General features: G+C 59.5%; 16 protein-coding genes. 5 read left to right on the forward strand and 11 right to left on the reverse strand.

Annotated features, from left to right (window positions below):
* Positions 1-110: 110 nt before the first annotated feature.
* Together PKE98_RS18610 and PKE98_RS18615 are read left to right on the forward strand one after the other, a co-directional pair.
* On the forward strand, positions 111-1,700 hold the full coding sequence (locus PKE98_RS18610; RefSeq protein WP_271196820.1) for a flavin-containing monooxygenase: 1,590 nt from the start codon (positions 111-113) through the stop codon (positions 1,698-1,700).
* On the forward strand, positions 1,697-2,584 hold the full coding sequence (locus PKE98_RS18615) for an SDR family NAD(P)-dependent oxidoreductase (protein WP_271196821.1): 888 nt from the start codon (positions 1,697-1,699) through the stop codon (positions 2,582-2,584). Before PKE98_RS18610 ends, PKE98_RS18615 begins: the two co-directional genes overlap by 4 nt.
* A 129-nt stretch (positions 2,585-2,713) precedes the next feature.
* Here the strand turns inward: PKE98_RS18615 and PKE98_RS18620 are convergent, their stop codons facing one another.
* The 5 genes from PKE98_RS18620 to PKE98_RS18640 all read right to left on the reverse strand — a co-directional run bounded on the left by PKE98_RS18620 (position 2,714) and on the right by PKE98_RS18640 (position 9,556).
* A complete protein-coding gene (locus PKE98_RS18620; RefSeq protein ID WP_271196822.1) occupies positions 2,714-6,220 on the reverse strand; it encodes a response regulator in 3,507 nt (1,168 codons plus the stop codon).
* A 273-nt stretch (positions 6,221-6,493) separates the two neighbouring features.
* Positions 6,494-7,231 (reverse strand): S-methyl-5'-thioinosine phosphorylase, encoded by a 738-nt coding sequence (locus tag PKE98_RS18625; RefSeq protein WP_271196823.1) that lies wholly within the window; start codon positions 7,229-7,231, stop codon positions 6,494-6,496.
* An 11-nt stretch (positions 7,232-7,242) separates the two neighbouring features.
* A complete protein-coding gene (gene nagZ / locus PKE98_RS18630) occupies positions 7,243-8,250 on the reverse strand; it encodes a beta-N-acetylhexosaminidase (RefSeq protein WP_271196824.1) in 1,008 nt (335 codons plus the stop codon).
* Positions 8,251-8,259: 9 nt separating this feature from the next.
* Positions 8,260-8,784: a L,D-transpeptidase gene (locus PKE98_RS18635; protein ID WP_271196825.1), complete on the reverse strand. Its 525-nt coding sequence runs from the start codon at positions 8,782-8,784 to the stop codon at positions 8,260-8,262.
* Between the two features lie 55 nt (positions 8,785-8,839).
* Positions 8,840-9,556: a TetR/AcrR family transcriptional regulator gene (locus PKE98_RS18640; RefSeq protein WP_271196826.1), complete on the reverse strand. Its 717-nt coding sequence runs from the start codon at positions 9,554-9,556 to the stop codon at positions 8,840-8,842.
* A gap of 230 nt (positions 9,557-9,786) precedes the next feature.
* Between PKE98_RS18640 and lexA the strand changes: the two genes are divergently transcribed.
* Positions 9,787-10,398: a transcriptional repressor LexA gene (lexA, locus tag PKE98_RS18645; RefSeq protein ID WP_271196827.1), complete on the forward strand. Its 612-nt coding sequence runs from the start codon at positions 9,787-9,789 to the stop codon at positions 10,396-10,398.
* A 9-nt stretch (positions 10,399-10,407) separates the two neighbouring features.
* Positions 10,408-10,887: an SOS-induced cell division inhibitor SulA gene (gene sulA, locus PKE98_RS18650; protein WP_271196828.1), complete on the forward strand. Its 480-nt coding sequence runs from the start codon at positions 10,408-10,410 to the stop codon at positions 10,885-10,887.
* Positions 10,888-11,027: 140 nt separating this feature from the next.
* Here sulA and PKE98_RS18655 read toward each other — a convergent pair whose 3' ends face one another.
* The 6 genes from PKE98_RS18655 to fadB form a co-directional block, all read right to left on the reverse strand.
* Positions 11,028-11,261 carry a hypothetical protein gene (locus PKE98_RS18655; RefSeq protein WP_110614760.1) on the reverse strand — a complete coding sequence of 78 codons (234 nt, stop codon included), beginning with the start codon at positions 11,259-11,261 and terminating at the stop codon, positions 11,028-11,030.
* A 100-nt stretch (positions 11,262-11,361) separates the two neighbouring features.
* Positions 11,362-11,880, reverse strand: coding sequence for a DUF6586 family protein (locus PKE98_RS18660; RefSeq protein ID WP_271196829.1), 519 nt, complete (start codon positions 11,878-11,880; stop codon positions 11,362-11,364).
* A gap of 69 nt (positions 11,881-11,949) precedes the next feature.
* Complete coding sequence (topA, locus tag PKE98_RS18665) at positions 11,950-14,559, reverse strand: type I DNA topoisomerase (protein WP_271196830.1); 2,610 nt, start codon at positions 14,557-14,559, stop codon at positions 11,950-11,952.
* Positions 14,560-14,674: 115 nt separating this feature from the next.
* Entirely contained in the window at positions 14,675-14,911 is a 237-nt protein-coding gene (locus tag PKE98_RS18670; RefSeq protein ID WP_271196831.1) for a DUF1653 domain-containing protein, read from the reverse strand.
* A gap of 110 nt (positions 14,912-15,021) precedes the next feature.
* Entirely contained in the window at positions 15,022-16,197 is a 1,176-nt protein-coding gene (gene fadA / locus PKE98_RS18675) for an acetyl-CoA C-acyltransferase FadA (protein WP_271196832.1), read from the reverse strand.
* A gap of 30 nt (positions 16,198-16,227) precedes the next feature.
* The gene (fadB, locus tag PKE98_RS18680; protein ID WP_271196833.1) at positions 16,228-18,375 is read right to left on the reverse strand and encodes a fatty acid oxidation complex subunit alpha FadB; all 2,148 of its coding nucleotides are present in this window, start codon (positions 18,373-18,375) and stop codon (positions 16,228-16,230) included.
* A gap of 445 nt (positions 18,376-18,820) precedes the next feature.
* On the opposite strand from fadB, the gene PKE98_RS18685 reads away from it, so the two are divergent.
* Positions 18,821-19,645: a hypothetical protein gene (locus PKE98_RS18685; protein ID WP_271196834.1), complete on the forward strand. Its 825-nt coding sequence runs from the start codon at positions 18,821-18,823 to the stop codon at positions 19,643-19,645.
* Positions 19,646-19,655 lie beyond the last annotated feature (10 nt).

A 19,655-nucleotide genomic window follows, 5' to 3' on the forward strand; every position in this document is an offset into this window, starting at 1 on the left:
AAGGTGCCGCCGTACGGAAGATTGGTTTGAGCATTCGGTATACGGGTGTATACATACTCCTCAAGTAGACAAGTGTATACAGCGAAAACAATCATAACAGGAGCTTGTTCATGGGCGCACAACCTGCCGTCTCACCTGCAGATGCCACCCCCACCGACGCCACGCCCGGCGCCGTTCGGCACACCAAGATCGCCATCATCGGTACCGGCTTTTCGGGCCTGGGCATGGCCATTCGCCTGAAACAGCAAGGTGACAACGATTTTCTCCTGTTCGAAAAGGAAGCCGGCGTTGGCGGCACCTGGCGCGTCAACAACTACCCCGGTTGTGGCTGCGACGTGCAATCGCACCTGTATTCCTTTTCCTTCGAACCGAACGCCGAGTGGACACGCATGTTTGCCCGCCAGCCGGAAATCAAAAGCTACCTTGAAGGCTGCTGGGAGAAATACCGCCTGCAGCACAACACCCTGCTGCAAACCGAAGTGGCCGGCATGCGCTGGGACGACCAGGCCGAGCTCTGGCGCATCCACGACCGCGCCGGCAATCAGTACACCGCGCAGTTTGTCGTGTCAGGCATGGGCGCCCTCTCCACACCGTCCATCCCGCACCTCAATGGCCTGGGTACCTTCACCGGCAAGGTCTTTCACTCTCAGCAGTGGGACCACGACTACGACCTCACCGGTAAACGCATCGCCGTGGTCGGTACCGGTGCCTCGGCCATTCAGTTCGTACCGCGCATTCAGAAACAGGTCGCCCAACTCGATCTTTACCAACGCACCGCGCCGTGGATCATGCCCAAGCCAGACCGCGCCATCAGCGACAAAGAACGCGCGCGCTTCAAGCGTTTCCCGCTGGCGCAGAAAGTCTGGCGAGGCCTGATCTACGGCATGCTGGAAAGCCGCGTGATCGGTTTTGCCCTGGTGCCGCGCATCATGAAATTGGCCCAATGGGTCGGCAAAGCCTTTATCCACAAACAGATCAAGGACCCGGTGTTGCGCGCCAAGGTCACGCCCAACTACACCATGGGCTGTAAACGCGTGCTGATTTCCAACGACTACTTCCCGGCCCTGACCCAACCCAACGTTGATGTAATCACCGACGGCATCGAAGAAATTCGCGCCAACAGCATCGTCACTGCTGACGGCAAAGAGCGTCCCATTGATGCCATCATTTTCGGCACCGGCTTCACCCCCAGCGACCCCATGCCCCGCGGTGTGATTTTCGGCCGCGAAGGCGTCGACCTGCTCGATACCTGGCCCGAAGGTCCGCAAGCCTACAAAGGCACCCTGACCGCCGGCTTCCCCAACCTGTTTTTCCTGATGGGCCCGAACACTGGCCTGGGCCATAACTCGATGGTCTATATGATCGAATCGCAGATTCAATACGTGCTCGGCGCCTTGAATGTGTTGCAGCAAGGCAACCTGCAAAGCCTGGAAGTGAAGCGCGACGTGCAAGACCGCTTCAACGCCAAAATCCAGGGCCAATTGGGTAAAACCGTGTGGAATGCCGGTGGTTGCATGAGTTGGTACCTGCACCCGGTGAGCGGGCGCAATTGCACCGTGTGGCCAGGTTTTACCTGGCGCTTCCGCCTGCTGACGCGCAACTTCGACCCGGCGGCTTATCACTTCAACCGCGCTCAGCCCGCGCACCCGGCCCAGGGCTACCTTCCCTCCGTGGCTCAACGCAGCGAGGTGGCAGCATGAAGTCCTTCGAAAACAAAGTCGCCGCCATCACCGGCGCCGGTTCCGGCATCGGTCGCGCCCTGGCTTACGCCCTCGCCCGCCAGGGCTGTCACCTGGCCCTGGCCGATGTCAACAGCGAGGCCCTGGCCGAAACCGCCGCCACCGCGCGCAAGCTCGGGATTACGGTGACCGAAAACCAGGTGAACGTGGCTGAACGCGAAGCCGTGCACGCCTGGGCCAATCAGGTGGTGCTCGACCATGGCCGGGTCAATCTGCTGTTTAACAACGCCGGCGTTGCCCAGGGCGGCACCGTGGAAGGCAATGACTACGCCGACTACGAATGGATCATGAACATCAACTTCTGGGGCGTGGTGTACGGCAGCAAAGCGTTTCTGCCGCACCTCAAGGCCTCGGGCGATGGCCATATCGTCAACGTCTCGAGCGTGTTTGGGTTGTTCGCGCAGCCAGGCATGAGTGCTTACAACGCCACCAAATTCGCCGTGCGCGGGTTTACCGAATCGTTGCGCCAGGAGCTCGATATGGCCGGCGGCGCGGTGTCGGCCAGCTGCGTGCACCCGGGTGGCATCAAGACCAATATCGCCAAGACTGCGCGGATGAACGACAGCCTGAGCAAAGTGACCGGCCAGGCGGCCGAACAGGCGCGGCAACAGTTCAACGACCAGTTGCTGCGCACCACGCCGGACAAGGCGGCACAGGTGATTTTGCGCGGGGTGCTGCGCAACAACCGGCGCATTCTGATTGGTGCCGATGCATGGGCGCTGGATGGCATGCAGCGGTTGCTGCCGTCGCTGTATCAGCGGTTGGTGGTGGGCTCGATGAAGTTGGCGGCCAGGTTTGCGCCCAAGCCTAAGCGCGGGGTGAGTGAGGGGAAGGTGACCGAGTAAAGGCCCCGCCCTCACCCCAACCCTCTCCCGCACGCGGGAGAGGGGGCTTAACCGAGTAGGACCAATAGCGTTCGGTCTGATTCCCCTCTCCCGCTTGCGGGAGAGGGGCTAGGGGTGAGGGGTTAGCCATTACGCCATATCCGACCTCGGCAACCACACCCGAATCAGCGAAAACAACCGCTCCAGATCCAATGGCTTGGCCAGGTAATCACTGGCCCCGGCCTTGAGGCATTGCTCCTGATCGTCCTTCATGGCCTTGGCCGTTACCGCGATGATCGGCAGCTTGGCAAAGCGCGCATCCTGGCGGATCCGCCGCGTGGCTTCGTAGCCATCCATCACCGGCATCATCACGTCCATCAACACCAGATCGATATCCGGATTTTCCTCCAGCTTGTCCAGCGCCTCCTGGCCATTGCCGGCGCTGATCACTTTCACGCCCTTCTCGTCCAATGCACTTATCAGTGCATACACGTTGCGCATGTCGTCATCCACCACCAGGAGCTGACGGTTCACAAACACTTCGTCGCGGCTACGTGCCGCCTTGATCTGGGCCTTGCGGGCGTTGCCGGCGGGGGTCTCGACCTTGTGCAGAAACAGCGTCACCTCGTCCAGCAGCCGCTCCGGCGAGCGTGCGCCCTTGATGATGATGGAGCGCGAATGCTTGCGCAGGCTCTCTTCTTCGCCACGGGTCAGCGGCCGCGATACATACACGATTACCGGCGGGTAATTATCGATATGCTCGCTGGCCATTTTCGTCAGCAGCTCATTGCCGTGCATATCCGGCAGTTCCAGGTCGATCACCATGCAGTCAAACGGCAGTTGTCGCAGCAATTTCAACGCCTGCTCGCCATGGGAGACAGCAGTGACTTCGATCTCCAGATCATCGACCAATTGCGCGATGCTATCGCGTTGGCGGGCGTCACCTTCGACGATCAACAGGCGCTGCACCTTCTGCGTCAGCCGCGCCTCCAGCCGCGAAAACACTTCCACGAGCGACTCGCGGGTGGCCGGCTTCTGCGCGTAGCCAATGGCACCCAGGTGCAGGGCCAGCTCGGTGCGGTCGTCCGTGGAAATCACATGCACGGGAATATGCCGGGTGCGGGCGTCTTCCTTCAGACGCTGCAAAATCGACAGGCCGGGTTCATCGGGTAAGCGCATATCCAGCAGAATCGCGTCCGGCTGGTTGGTGCTCAGCAACAGGTTGGCCTCGGTGGAGCTATGGGCCACCAGGCAGCGGTACTTCAGTTCATGGGCCAAGTCGAAAAGAACCTGCGCAAACTTCACTTCGTCCTCGATGACCAGCACACAGCGGCCCGGCATATCGCGTCTGTCGCGGTCATCGGGAAAGCTCGGTTGCAGGCGCGCAAGGGCTTCGTTGCGCGGCGTCTCGCTCTGCCTGCCGTCAGCGGTGGCGCGGCTGCTCGGCTCGGCGGCCATAAACAGGCGCTCGGGATTGAACGCAGGCGCAGGCAGCGGATCGCTGTAGCTCAACGGCAACCACAGCGTGAAGCGACTGCCCTTGCCGGCCTCGCTCTGCACCTGCACATGCCCGCCCAGCACCTCGGCCAGGCTGCGCGAAATAGACAACCCCAGTCCGGTACCGCCAAATTGCCGGTTGATGCTGCCATCGGCCTGGCGGAAGGCTTCGAAAATTACCGCCTGCTGCTGCGGGCTGATGCCGATGCCGGTGTCGCTGACCACAAAGGCCACGCCGCCATCGGCCGGTTCGATACTCAGGCCGACAGTGCCTTGACTGGTGAACTTGAACGCGTTGGACAGCAGGTTTTTCAGCACCTGCTCCACCCGCTGCGCGTCACTGACAAAGTGCACCGGCGCGTCGCTGGCCACACGCACTTCGAAGGCCAGTTTCTTTTCCTGTGCCTGCGGCTGAAACAGGGTTTCCAGGCTGTGGGCCAAGCGCTTGAGCGAGGTTTCTTCAGGGCGAATCTCCAGGCGCCCGGCCTCGACCTTCGACAGGTCGAGAATGTCATTGATCAACGCCAGCAAGTCCTTGCCGGAGGAGTAGATAAGCTCGGCGTGTTTGGTCTGTTGCTCGTCGAGATTGCCTTTGACGTTGTCTGCCAACAAGCGCGAGAGAATCAGCGAACTGTTCAGCGGCGTGCGCAGTTCGTGAGACATATTGGCGAGAAATTCTGATTTATACGTACTCGCCCGTTGCAGCTCAGTGGCGCGTTGCTCCAGCTCGGAACGGGCTTGGGCCAGGGCATGATTGCGTTCGTCCAGCTCGTCGCGCTGACGAGTCAGGAATTGGGTTTGCTGATTGAGCTGATCGTTGGTCTGTTCCAGCTCTGCCTGCTGTTGTTCCAGGTTGACCTGGGCTTCCTGAATCAACTTCGATTGGTCCTCCAGCTCTTCATTGGCGCTGCGCAGCTCTTCTTGCTGCACCTGCAGTTCTTCGTTCAATTGCTGGGTTTCGTGCAGTGATTCCTGCAGGCGTTGACGATAACGCGCAACCTCGATGGACGTGCCCAGGCCATCGGTAATCGAGCGAACGAAGGTTTGCTCGCGCTCGGTCAGCTCGCGCATAAAGCCCAGTTCAATCACACCGTTGACGTCGCCATTGTTCTGAATGGGCGCCAACATCACCGACGCTGGCGCATCGCTGCCAAGGCCCGAGTTGACCGTCAGATAACTGCCTGTAAGGCCATTGACCACCCGCGCGCGGCGTTCCACGGCCACCTGGCCGACCAGCCCGACGCCTTCATTGAACGACTGTGTATTGGCTTGCTGCTCGGCGTCAAAGCCATAGTCGGCCACCCGCTCCAGCTCGCCGTGGTCCTGACGCACATAAAACGCGCCCACCACCATATCCAGGTAGTGGCCGAGGAAGGCCAGGGCCGTCATGCCGATGGAGGCGGTATTGGGTTGGCCGATGATGCGTTCGGCCAATTGAGATTGGCCTTCGCGCTGCCACGCCTGCTGCTGCAATTGCTCGGTCACTTTTTCCTGTTGCTTGAGCAGGCTGGCGTAGAAACGCGACAGACCCAGCAATTCGCGGCGGCCGAAAAACGCCAGGATGCCGCTGAACGACAAGTTGAAAATGGCATAGAGGCTGATGGTGACAATGGCGGTAAAGCTGGCGCGGTCGTTGCGCTCATGGCGCAGCTGTTGCTCGGAGGCAATGAAGTCGTTGAAGTGCTTGCGGATGGTGTCCATCAGCGAGCCGCCAGCGACTTTGACTGTGGCCGGCGGCGCATTGGTTGTCTGGCGTTGCTCTATCAGTTTGGTGGCGGCAATGGCCCAACGCTTTTGCAAATCCTCGATATCGCGCAGACGTTCTAGCTGACTGGGGTTGTCCTTGACCAGCTCGCGCAGCCCCTGCATCTGGCTGCCGATACGGATCCTCGCTTCCTCGTACGGCGCGAGCACTTCCGCTTCGCCAGCAATCAGATAACCGCGTAGGCCGGCTTGCTGGTCGATGGTCAGGCGATAGCCTTCATTGGCCTGGGCAATCACCTGATCGGTGTGTTCCACCCAACTGAGTACATAGAGCAGATACGCGATCAGAGCGATAAACAAGCCCGTACCAACGACACCCGAACCAATTGGCAACGCCAGATTGCGGGTCAGCATACGGCGAAAGGCGTGCTCATCGACAGTGGCGGCACTGTTCATCTCGAGTCCTCCGATAGAACAAGTCTTGAAGCTAGGACATGGATGCCGGTTCCCTGACATCCGTTCAAACAACCTGAGGAGAATTCTTCAGTTGCTTGAAATGTAGCTGTATTGGCGGGGGCTTGCGTTGTAATCGGTGTGACGCGGGGTTAACAAGATCGAAACAAAAAACACCGTCGTTCCAGCGCAGGCTGAAACCCAGACTATTTCGCCGAGCACCTTTACCTGCGGCATTCTGGATCCCGGCTTTCGCCGGGATGACGGTGATTACGACTAACCGGCGAGCACCCGCGCCAACGTGGCGCGCACTTTATCCATGCCGTTATCCAGCGCGCGCTCGATTTCGGCCATGGTAATGATGGCGTGGGTCTTGCCCGCTGCCGGGTTTACCACCAGCGCCAGGCAGGCATAGGGCAACTCCAGCTCCCGGGCCAGCGCCGCTTCCGGCATGCCGGTCATACCGATGATATCGGCGCCATCGCGTTCCAGCCGCGCCACTTCCGCCACCGTTTCCAGACGCGGACCCTGGGTGCAGGCGTAAACGCCGTGGCTGCTGTAAGCCACGCCCTCGGCGGCCAGCGCCTCGACCAACTCGTCACGCAGAATGTCGTTGTAGGGGTAGCTGAAGTCGATATGGGTAACGTGTTCCAGCTCCCCGGCAAAGAAGGTGTGCTCGCGGCCGTGGGTGTAATCGATGATCTGGTGCGGTACGCAGAAATGCCCGGTGCCCATGGCGGCATGAATGCCACCCACCGCGTTGACGGCGATGATCACGTCGGCGCCGGCATGCTTCAACGCCCAGATATTGGCCCGGTAGTTCACCTGATGCGGCGGAATGCGATGCGGGTGACCGTGGCGGGCGAGAAACAGCACTTCACGGTCGGCATAGTTGCCGCGCAGGATCGGCGCCGAAGGCGCACCATACGGGGTTTCGATATTCAGCACTGCGCTGATGGTCAGGCCTTCGAGCTTCGTCAGGCCAGTGCCACCAATAATTGCGTAAACGGTCATGCGGGAAATCCTTAGATAAGTTGCGCAGCTTGTAGATCGCCCACGGCTTGCAGCCACCGCGGGCTTTGCTTGTAGTCAGTACGGGCAAAACCCTGGCCGCGCATACGTGCCAGACCCTGCGGAGGTGCGACCTGCAGGCGCTGCAAAGCGCTCAGTGCCAGCTCGGCAGCGGCGCGGTCGTTGCACACCAGGCCCATATCGCAACCGGCACTTAGCGCTGCCTCGATACGGTTGGCGGCGTCGCCCACCACATGGGCGCCGGCCATCGACAGGTCGTCGCTGAAAATCACCCCATCAAATTGCAGCTCACCACGCAGAACGTCCTGCAACCAACGGCGCGAGAAGCCGGCTGGCTGGTCGTCTACCTGCGGGTAGATCACGTGCGCCGGCATCACCGCCGCGAGCTGTTTGCTCAGGCGAGCGAAGGGTTGCAGGTCGTTGGCGCGGATCTCGTCAAGGCTGCGCTCATCCACCGGAATGGCGACATGGGAGTCGGCTTCAGCCCAACCATGGCCAGGAAAGTGCTTGCCGGTTGCAGCCATACCGGCGGCGTTCATGCCACGGATAAAGGCGCCGGCGAGCAAGGCGGCGCGCGCCGGGTCGCCATCGAAAGAACGGCTGCCGACCACCGCGCTGCGCTGGTAATCCAGGTCCAGTACCGGGGCAAAACTGAGGTCCAGGCCAACCGCCAGCACCTCGGTCGCCATCAGCCAACCGCACTGTTCAGCCAGCCATTGGGCATTGGCGTTATCGGCCACGGCGCGCATCGCTGGCAGGCGCACAAAGCCCTGGCGCAGGCGCTGAACGCGGCCACCTTCCTGGTCCACGGCCAACAGCAAATCCGGGCGCACGGCGCGGATGGCTTGCGACAATTCGCGTACCTGGCGCGGGTCTTCGATATTGCGCGCAAACAGAATCAAGCCGCCCACCTCGGGCTGGCGCAGAATCTGGCGGTCTTCGGCGGTCAGCCAGGTGCCGCTGATATCCAGCATCAATGAGCCTTGGAGGCCAACAGTCATAACAAATCCTTAGCAGAGGTCTGCCGTGGCCCACTGCGGGCACGCGGCTTCGTCGATTTTTACCGGGCAATGAAAGGGCACGCGGTCGAAGAGTTCCAGCACGTCGGCGTTGCGCAGGCGGATGCAGCCATGGGACAGCGGGGCACCCATAGGCTCGCTGTCTGGCGTGCCGTGCAGGTAGATGTAGCGGCGAAAGGTGTCGACCGCACCGAGGCGGTTGATCCCTGGCTCGCAACCGCTGAGCCAGAGAATACGGCTGAGAATCCAGTCACGGCCCGGGAACTGCGCGTGAAGGTCGGCATTCCAGGTTTCGCCGGTCCAGCGCCGGCCGCGCAATACCGCACCCAGCGGCAAGCCGGCACCAATCTTGGCGCGAACCTGATGCAAACCTCGCGGTGTGCGGTTGGAACCATTCTGCTCCCCTGCCCCGTTCAAGGCAGTGGAAACCGGCAGGCGCAGCACCAACTGCCCGGCGGTAAAACCGTAGAGCTGTTGGTCGGCAATAGAGATGTGCAGGGAATCGAGGATGCTCATGGGCGGCAAGCTTAGCCCATCAAGCCTGCCGCTTGCAGCAGGCGTTTTGCCGGTTTTACACCTTGCTGGGTGTAGGCGCCGGAGCCGAACTTTTGCTGCGCGGGCGTAATTGCGCAGTGGCAAGTGCTTCGTCTGTCACACCGGTTTCCGAACGCATGCCGGCGGCCAGGAACGGCACCATCAGACGCATCACTTGTTCAATCGAGGTGTTTACCCCGAAGTCGGTTTCGGCAATGGCCCGCAAGGCCTTGATACCCGACATGCTGAACGCCGCAGCGCCGAGCATAAAGTGCACGCGCCAGAAGAGCTCAATCGGCGGAATACGCGGCGCGGCTTCGTGGACCAGGCCCATGTAACGGCGGAACACTTTGCCGTACATGTCTTCGAGGTAACGGCGCAAATGGCCCTGGCTCTGGCTGAAGGCCAAACCCAGCAGACGCATAAAGATGGAAAGGTCATTGCCACTGCGTGGCTTGACCGCCAGCGCTTGCTCCACCAGCATCTCCAGCAACTCTTCGAGGCTGGCCTTGTTCTCGGGCTTGGCTTGACGTCGATCCAGCTCACGTTCGAGGCTGGCGCAGAAGGGGCCGAGAAACCGGGAAAACACCGCTTGAATCAAGGCTTTCTTGGAACCGAAATGGTAGTTCACAGCAGCCAGGTTGACCCCAGCCTTGCTGGTGATCAAACGAAGGGACGTCTCGGCAAAGCCTTTCTCCGCGAACAATTGTTCTGCGGCATCTAGAATGCGTTCGACTGTTTCTGACTGAGCCATGAGAATCACCTGACAAACACTTGTTTGAAACATACGTTTCAGCTGTAGAGGTTGTCAAGCCGCATAAACCGTAATTTGGCTGGTCAGTCACGAACTGCGGTAACTACCGCTGCCCCTTACAGTTCCTGCTTATTTATAGAGAAAGATGGCCCTTCCATAAAAAGGAGGATTGCCAAGCGGCGATCACTGTATATAATCCCAGTCACTGTATAAAAAGACAGAGACCGGACATGCTAAAACTGACGCCACGCCAAGCCGAGATTCTCGCCTTCATCAAGCAATGCCTTGAAGACAACGGTTACCCGCCCACCCGCGCCGAAATCGCGCAGCAGTTGGGTTTCAAATCGCCCAACGCTGCCGAAGAACACCTGAAGGCCCTGGCCCGTAAAGGCGCCATCGAGATGACCCCTGGCGCCTCCCGTGGCATTCGCATTCCTGGCTTTGAGCCGAGCAGCGACGAAGAGACAGGCCTGCCGATTATCGGTCGCGTGGCCGCTGGTGCGCCGATTCTTGCCCAACAACATGTGGAAGAATCTTGCCGCATCAACCCCGAGTTCTTCCACCCTCGCGCCGACTACTTGTTGCGCGTGCGCGGCATGAGCATGAAAGACATCGGCATTCTCGACGGTGACCTGCTGGCCGTACACACGACCAAAGAAGCACGTAACGGTCAGATCGTGGTTGCCCGCATTGACGACGAAGTGACTGTAAAGCGCTTCAAGCGTGAAGGCGACAAAGTTTGGCTAATCGCTGAAAACCCCGAATTCGCCCCCATCGAGATCGACCTGCACGAACAGGATCTGATCATCGAAGGATTGAGTGTCGGCGTCATTCGCCGCTGAGGAGGCTGTATGCAGTTCCCACAAGCGCTGGACCGTACCCAACTGCCATTGTTCGACGCCTTCCTGCCGCAATCGGTGGCGCCGTTGTTGACCGATATCGTTGAAACCGGTTGGTTCGAAGAACCAGAGCCAGAAACATTCAGCGAGCTGTCGCTGCGTGGCGCTGCCGGGAACTGCCTGCACCTGCTGGCGCCCATCCTGCGTGAACTGAGCCAGAATCAGGACGCCCGCTGGCTAACCCTGATTGCCCCGCCCGCCAGCCTGACCCAGGCCTGGCTGCGCGATGCCGGCCTGAACCGTGAACGCATTCTGCTGCTACAACCGCGCGCCGGGCAAAGCCCACTTGAGCTGGCCTGCGAGGCCTTGCGCCTGGGTCGGAGTCACACCGTGGTGAGCTGGCTGCACCCGCTGCACCGCCCTGCCCGCGATCAACTGGCTAACGCTGCACGGGAAGGCAAGGCGCAAAGTCTGAATGTCAGCCTCGGCTGATCGACGATAGGTAGGCTGCTCCCACAAAAAAAGCATCGAGGCTGAAGCCTCTCCTACGGGGAATTGACATGTAGGAGAGGCTTCAGCCTCGATGCTTTTGACTTACCTATTTCCTGGCTAACTACGAGGCCAGCAAAGGCTCAATGCAGAACGCGCGGGCCTTCATCCTTCTCGAAATCACCTTCGGCCAAACGACCAGCCATCTGTACGCCCACGTTGAGCATGGCTTTGGCGACTTCTACATGGTGGCCCTGGAGAAATGCCTTGGCATCCGCCGAGAAATCCAACACGACCAATGCCTCCTCATCCTCGGCGCGACGCAGCGCAATGCGCCCGTCAGGCAACTCGACAATTTCCAAAAAGGATGTAGGCATAAACTTAAATCTCCACGTAAGGCCGGCAGTGTATCAGCCCGTCGGCCTTCTTCCCTAGCCCAGCCATCCAATCACTTGACGGTTGGGCCAGAAAAAAACGTCAGCATTCGCTCAGGGTTTCGCGAAAACGCAGGGCCAAGACCTTGAGCTGCTGACGCCAGCTTTCCAGTTCGGCGCGGGGCAACAGCGGCTCTTCTTCGTCCAGGCTGTAAGCCTGAATCAGCGGCAAGGTCGGGTCGACCTTGGCTTTGGCAGGCGCTCTGGGCGGCTGGAACAGCGCCTGATAGGCGCTGATCAATTGCGCCAGCCAGGTTTCCGACTGTTGCGCCAACTCCACCAATTCGGCCAGTTCGGGGCTGGGCGTTGCGCCCAATACCGCCGGCGTGAGGATGGCTTCGACGCGAGGCACATTCACCTCTTCGAAGCGGTAGTAGCCGGCCACTTCATGGCAAATGCCCAGCAAGGCGCCATACAGGTGGAACAGGCAAGCTTCGCGCTCAGCGAGGATCAACGCCTGAGCATTGACTGCCTGGCCCTCCTCTGCACGACGCCAGGCCTCCAGCGACAAACCGGCGAAAAACAGTTTTTGATTGGTGCGGGTATAGAGTTCATGGGCCATTGCGGCGCCCTCCACAGCAGACAGACTCACTATACGCGCGCCAGCCGGAGCTGACGCGCGTGCTAGGGCTTAACGCTTGTCTTCGACCTTCCAGGCATTGCCATCGTAGAAGGCACGCCAACCGGTTGGTTTGCCCTCCACTTCGGTTTGCACGTACTGCTCTTTGGTCTTGCGACTGTAGCGTACGACGGCAGGACGGCCATCCGGGTCTTTCTTCGGCGCCGACATCAGGAAGTGGTACTTCGGATCGATCTCGTCTTTGTGCGGGATCAGTTCAATAATCAACGGCGCGCGGGTTTCGCGGTTTTTCGGGAACTGGCTGGCAGCGAGGAACAGGCCACTGGCACCGTCGCGCAGTACGTAGGTGTCGTTCACCTTCTCGCACTTGAGCTCCGGCATTTTCACTGCGTCCATTTTGGGTGGCGCAGGCTCGCCGCTACGCAGCAATTTGCGCGTGTTCTTGCACTCGGGGTTGGTGCAGCCAAAGAACTTGCCGAAACGGCCGGTTTTCAACTGCATCTGGCTTCCGCACTTGTCGCATTCAAGGCTCGGACCTTCGTAGCCTTTGATGCGGTACTGGCCCTGCTCGATCTCATAACCGGCGCAATCGGGGTTATTACCGCAGATATGCAGCTTGCGGGTTTCATCGAGCAAGTACGCGTCCATTGCCGTGGCACAGATCGGGCAGCGATGTTTGCCCAGCAGCACCAGGGACTCGGACTCACCTTCGTCGTCGGCGGCAATCTCGTCGCCCGGAATCAGGTTGATGGTCGACTTGCAGCGCTCTTTTGGCGGCAGGCTGTAGCCCGAGCAGCCAAGGAACACGCCGGTGGACGCGGTACGAATCATCATCGGTCGACCGCATTCACGGCAGGCGATATCGGTTGGGGTCGGCTGGTTGGCACGCATGCCTTTATCGCTTTCCGAAGCCACTTCCAGCTTTTTCTTGAAGTCGCCGTAAAACTCGTCCAGCACGTTTTTCCACTCGCGCTCGCCCTGGGCGACGTCATCGAGGTTTTCTTCCATGCCGGCGGTAAAGCCGTAGTCCATCAGGTTGGAGAAGCTTTCGCTCAGGCGCTCGGTAACGATGTCGCCCATTTTCTCCGAGTAGAAACGACGGTTGTGCAGTGCCACATAGCCGCGTTCCTGAATGGTGGAAATGATCGCCGCGTAGGTGGATGGACGGCCGATGCCGCGCTTTTCCATCTCTTTAACCAGGCTGGCTTCGGAGTAGCGCGCTGGCGGCTTGGTGAAGTGCTGGCTCGGGTCGAGGTTGATCAGCTTCAGTGCTTCGCCTTCGCTCATGTCCGGCAGCACGTCATCGTCGCCCGGCTTGCTGATTTGCGGCATGGCGCGGGTGTAACCGTCGAACTTGAGGATACGGCCCTTGGCACGCAGCTCAAACTCGCTGGCTTTGACGCTGACGGTGGTGGACAGGTATTCGGCCGGCGGCATCTGGCAGGCCACGAATTGGCGCCAGATCAGCTCATAGAGACGCTCGGCGTCGCGCTCCATCCCCGACAACTGGGTGGGCTTCAAGTTGACGTCGGACGGACGAATCGCTTCGTGCGCTTCCTGGGCGCCTTCCTTGCTGCTGTACACGTTCGGTTTGGCCGGCAGGTACTTCTTGCCGAACTCGCCTTCGATAAAGTCACGCACCATGGTCACGGCGTCGGCCGAGAGGTTGGTGGAGTCGGTACGCATATAGGTGATGTAGCCGGCTTCGTACAAGCGCTGGGCCATCATCATGGTTTTCTTCACGCCAAAGCCCAGACGGTTACTGGCCGCCTGCTGCAGGGTGGAGGTAATAAAAGGTGCCGACGGTTTGCTGCTGGTCGGTTTGTCTTCGCGTTTGACGATGTTGTAGGCCGAAGCCTTGAGCTTGGCCAAAGCGGCATCGGCCTGCTGCTTGTTCAGCGGCTTGAAGGCTTCGCCGTTCTGCCGGGCCACTTCAAAGCGCACGTTGGCGCCTTTGGCAGTGCCCAGGTCAGCGTGAATTTCCCAGTATTCTTCGGGGTTGAACGCACGAATCTCGCGCTCACGCTCCACCACCAGCTTGACCGCTACCGATTGCACGCGGCCGGCAGACAGGCCACGGGCGATCTTGGCCCACAGCAGCGGCGAGACCATATAGCCGACCACACGGTCGAGGAAGCGCCGCGCCTGCTGAGCGTTGACACGGTTGATGTCGAGCTCGCCCGGCTTGGAAAACGCTTCCTGGATGGCCTTCTTGGTGATCTCGTTGAACACCACGCGCTTGTAGCGGCTGTCGTCACCACCGATGGCTTCGCGCAGGTGCCAGGCAATGGCTTCCCCCTCGCGATCCAAGTCGGTTGCGAGATAGATGGTGTCAGCATCTTTGGCGAGACGGCGCAGCTCTTCGACGACCTTTTCCTTGCCAGGAAGAATTTCGTACTTGGCTTTCCAGCCGTGATCGGGGTCCACGCCCATGCGCGATACCAGTTGGCGCTTGGCTTTTTCCTTGGCGCTCAGTGCCGGCGCTTCGGCTGCAGCAGCCTTGCCCCGTTTGACTGGCTCTTTGGCTGCACTGGCCGAACCGCTGGTAGGCAGGTCACGGATATGGCCGATGCTCGACTTCACCACGTACTGGTTACCCAAATACTTGTTGATGGTCTTGGCCTTGGCCGGGGATTCCACGATGACCAGCGATTTGCCCATGGATCGGAGATTTCCTGAATATGAGTACTGAAAGACGGGGGGCCGCCTTTCGCGGCACCGCTATATATAGTGGCGACTAAGGTGAGGTCAAGGGCGGATCACGCTGGATGCCCGCTCAAGGCTGCACAAACTGCGCAGGTTCAGCCTTGATCAGAGCAAAGCGCAGCATAGTCTGCCCGTCCACCTCGACGGTGGAGGTAAACATGCTCAAGGGGCGCACCCACAAGCCGTATTCCCCGTACAGCGCCTGATATACCACCACCTCTTCCTCGGTTTCCGAGTGCCGCGCCACACCAAATACGCGGTACTCAGGCCCTTTGTAATGACGATAGAGGCCAGGTTGTAACTGCATCAGGGACTTCCTCACATCTGTAAAAAATAAAAGTCGGTTCTGACAAAAATAAAAACCGGGGCACTGGGCCCCGGCTTTACAACAGAGTCTGCTCGTTGCCGAGCGTTCCCTTAGATACGTTCGAAAACGGTGGTGATGCCTTGGCCGAGACCGACACACATGGTCGACACGCCAAAAGTACCGCCATTCTGCTTCATCACGTTCAGCAAGGTGCCGGAGATACGCGCACCAGAGCAGCCAAACGGGTGACCGAGGGCGATAGCGCCGCCGTGCAGGTTAACCTTCTCTTCCATCTTGTCGAGCACTTTCAAGTCTTTCAGCACCGGCAGGGCCTGTGCAGCGAAAGCCTCGTTGAGCTCCCAGAAGTCGATGTCGTTGATGGTCAGGCCAGCGCGTTTCAGCGCTTTCTGAGTCGACGGCACCGGGCCGTAGCCCATGATTGCCGGGTCAACACCAGCCACCGCCATCGAGCGGATCACGGCCATCGGCTGAATGCCGAGGTCTTGAGCGCGCTGGGCGGACATCACGATCATGCACGACGCGCCGTCAGTGATCTGCGACGAAGTACCGGCAGTTACGGTGCCACCCTTCGGGTTGAACGCAGGCTTCAGGACAGCCAGGCTTTCGATGGTGGTTTCCGGACGAATGGTTTCGTCGTAGTCGAACACCTTCAGGAAGCCGTTCTCGTCGTAGCCTTGCATCGGGATGATTTCATCCTTGAACTTGCCTTCGACGGTGGCCTTGTGGGCCAGACGGTGGGAACGCTCACCGAATGCGTCCTGCGCCTCACGGCTGATGCCATGCATCTTGCCGAGCATTTCAGCAGTCAGACCCATCATGCCCGAAGCCTTGGCGGCGTACAGGGACAGGTGCGGGTTTGGATCCACGCCGTGCATCATGCCAACGTGGCCCATGTGTTCCACGCCACCGATGACGAACACGTCACCGTTGCCGGTCATGATCGCCTGAGCTGCGGTGTGCAGGGCGCTCATGGAGGAACCGCACAGGCGGCTGACGGTTTGGGCGGCGCTTGTGTGCGGGATCGGGGTCATCAGCGACGCCATGCGCGCGATGTTCCAACCTTGTTCCAGGGTCTGGTTTACGCAGCCCCAGATCACGTCTTCCACTTCAGCCGGGTCCAGCTTCGGGTTACGTGCCAGCACGCCAGTGATCAGTTGCGCAGACATGGTTTCTGCGCGGGTGTTGCGGTGCATGCCGCCTTTGGAACGACCCATCGGGGTGCGACCGAAGTCGACAATCACCACGTCTCTTGGATTCAGGCTCATAAATTCACTCTCGCTCTATGCGTTACGCGCTTAACCGAAGAAGCTCTGGCCGTTGGCGGCCATCTCACGCAGCTTCGCGGTGGGGTGGTACAGCGCGCCCAGGTCGGCGTACTTGTCTGCCAGGGCGACGAACTCGGCTACACCGATGGAGTCGATGTAACGCAGTGCACCACCACGGAAGGGAGGGAAGCCGATGCCGTAGATCAAGCCCATATCGGCTTCAGCTGCGGTTTCGACAATGCCGTCTTCCAGGCAACGTACGGTTTCCAGGCACAGCGGAATCATCATGAAGTTGATGATGTCTTCATCGGTCACTTCACGCTGTTCAGTGATGACTGGCTTGAGCACTTCGTAAGCAACCGGATCGGTCACTTTCTTCGGCTTGCCGCGCTTGTCCATCTCGTAGGCGTAGAAGCCTTTGCCGTTCTTCTGGCCCAGGCGATTGGCTTCGTACATCACGTCTACGGCGGTACGGCCTTCAACAGACATGCGGTCCGGGAAGCCTTCAGCCATTACGTCACGGCCGTGGTGGCCGGTGTCGATGCCGACTACGTCGGAGAGGTACGCCGGGCCCATGGGCCAGCCGAATTTCTCCATGACTTTGTCGATGCGCACGAAGTCGACGCCAGCGCTGATCAGCTTGGAGAAGCCGCCGAAGTACGGGAACAGCACGCGGTTGACCAAAAAGCCTGGGCAGTCGTTGACCACGATCGGGCTCTTGCCCATTTTCTTGGCGTAGGCAACGGTGGTAGCAACAGCTACGTCGCTGGACTTCTCGCCACGAATAACTTCAACCAGCGGCATCATGTGCACGGGGTTGAAGAAGTGCATGCCGACGAAGTTCTCCGGACGCTTGAGGGCCTTGGCCAGCAAGTTGATGGAGATAGTCGAGGTGTTGGACGCCAGAATGGCATCTTCACGCACCACGCCTTCCACTTCGGCCAGAACGATCTGCTTGACCTTCGGGTTCTCGACCACAGCTTCAACCACGATGTCGACGTGACCGAAGTCGCCGTAGGACATGGTTGGGCGAATGGCGGTCAGGGCTTCAGCCATCTTGGCTGCAGTCAGACGACCTTTGGCCACGCGGCCACCCAGCAGCTTGGACGCTTCGGCCAGGCCCATCTGGATGCCTTCCTCGCGGATATCCTTCATCAGGATCGGCGTGCCTTTGGAAGCCGACTGGTAGGCGATACCGCCGCCCATGATGCCAGCGCCGAGTACGGCAGCCAGTTTCACGTCTTTGGCGATAGCGTCGTAGCCTTTGGCTTTTTTCTTCAGTTCCTGGTCATTGAGGAACAGACCCACCAGGCTCTGGGAAGCGGAAGTCTTGGCCAGTTTTACGAAACCGGCAGCTTCTGTTTCCAGGGCTTTGTCACGGCCAAAGTTGGCCGCTTTCTGGATGGTCTTGATCGCTTCGACCGGCGCCGGGTAGTTCGGGCCAGCTTGACCGGCTACGAAACCTTTGGCGGTTTCGAAGGCCATCATTTGTTCGATCGCGTTGAGCTTGATCTTTTCCAGCTTCGGAGCGCGCTTGGCCTTGTAGTCCAGCTCGCCGGAAATGGCGCGCTTGATCAGGTCCAGGGCAGCAGCGGCGAGTTTGTCGGCCGCAACCACAGCATCGACAGCGCCTGCCTTGAGGGCGTCTTCTGCACGGTTTTCCTTACCGCCGGCAATCCACTCGATGGCGTTATCGGTACCGATAACACGCGGCAGACGCACGGTGCCGCCAAAACCTGGGTAGATGCCCAGTTTGACTTCCGGCAGGCCTACTTTGGCGCTGCTGGCGATGACGCGGTAGTCCGCAGCCAAGCACATTTCAAAACCGCCACCCAGTGCGATGCCATTGATGGCCGCAACGGTGGGAACGCCGAGGTCTTCGAAATCGCTGAAGATTTTGTTGGCTTCGAGGTTGCCGGCTACCAGCTCTTCATCGGACAACTTGAAGTTGTCGACGAATTCGGTGATGTCGGCGCCGACGATAAAGACGTCCTTGCCGCTGCTGACAATTACACCTTTGATCGAGGCATCAGCCTTGATGGCGTCCACAGCCTGGCGCAGTTCGGCCAGAGTGAGACGGTTGAATTTGTTGACGGATTCACCCTTGAGGTCGAATTGCAATTCGACGATGCCGCTCTCAAGAGCCTTAACCGTGATGGCTTTACCTTCGTAAATCATCAACTGATCTCCACGGTATGGAAGCTGAACAGTACACGTCGGACGCCAAGCAGCAGATTTATCTGCAGCAGAACCGCCGAGGAGATTAGCCTCGAACAGCCTGACATACCCGCCGACGCGATATTCGGGCGGCCTATGAACCAGCGCAGCACAAAGCAAACACTTGATTCATACGCCCGTTTGATTCGGGTGCGCACACCTTCGTGCAAATGAATGCACTTGTCAATTGGAGCGCTATTTCCTGAAGCGCCGTCAGGAAAGTTGGACCGTGAAGTAAGGGCAAACATTCCGACGGCTCTAATCCGGGCTTACCCCCACGTCGACCAATGCCATCACTGTGATGCCAGGCGCCGCTAGCCAAAGCGAAACGGCGCAGGTACAGTCGTCTCAACACGCCGAATGAGCGTGACTAAAAACAAAAACAATGAAGCCCCACGGAGTAACCATGTCGAGCCGTCTGCTTGCCATATCGCTGAGTCTCGTACTGACCACCCTTCTCCCTCTCGGCGCACACGCCGCCAATTCCGCTACCGATTCCGACAATCTGCTCAAGCTGCATCAGTTGCGTCTGGCCGCGCAGAAAAGCCTGGGCGACTTCTACATGTACAACAGCATGGATGGCGATCAGCGCTACGCGCGCCAAATCGAAGAGTCCGTGCATGACGCCGACGCCCGCCTCGCCGAACTCACTGAAATGCCAGGCGACGGTTCCAAAGCCATGCGCGCGCAGCTTGAACAGCAACTCACTGCCTACGAGTCGGAACTGAAAAACCTCACCACGGCGATGAAAACCCAGGGTTTCACCGAACTGCAGCCGGTGGCCGACCTGGCTACGCGCAACCAACAGCTGATGGCCCTGAGCAGTGAGCTATACGCCAAGATTCAGCAGGAAAGCGGCCAGGTCGTGCCGCCCATGACCCAGCAAAGCCGCGAGCAAAGTCTGCTGATGCAGGCCATCGCCGTGGACTATGCTTCACGCAGTGCATCGGTGGGCGGCACCTTTATTGGCAGCGCCGCCGGTGATGAGAAGACTATCGAAGACCTGGTTAGCCAGTTCGCTGGTCAGCTCAATACGTTGGAGAAGTCGCCACAGAACACCGCGCAGATTCGTGACTCGTTGAACGGCATCAACACCAAGTGGCGCTATATCGAGAAATCGCTGAAAAACTACAATGAGAACTCTGTACCATTCGTGGTCAGTAAGTACTCAGACAGTATCATCGACGGCTTGGAAGGAGTTTCGGCGCAGTATCTGGCCGCCAAGCTTTGACAACACCTAC

Origin of the sequence: Pseudomonas turukhanskensis, from assembly GCF_027922365.1 — a bacterium.
GTDB lineage: Bacteria > Pseudomonadota > Gammaproteobacteria > Pseudomonadales > Pseudomonadaceae > Aquipseudomonas > Aquipseudomonas turukhanskensis.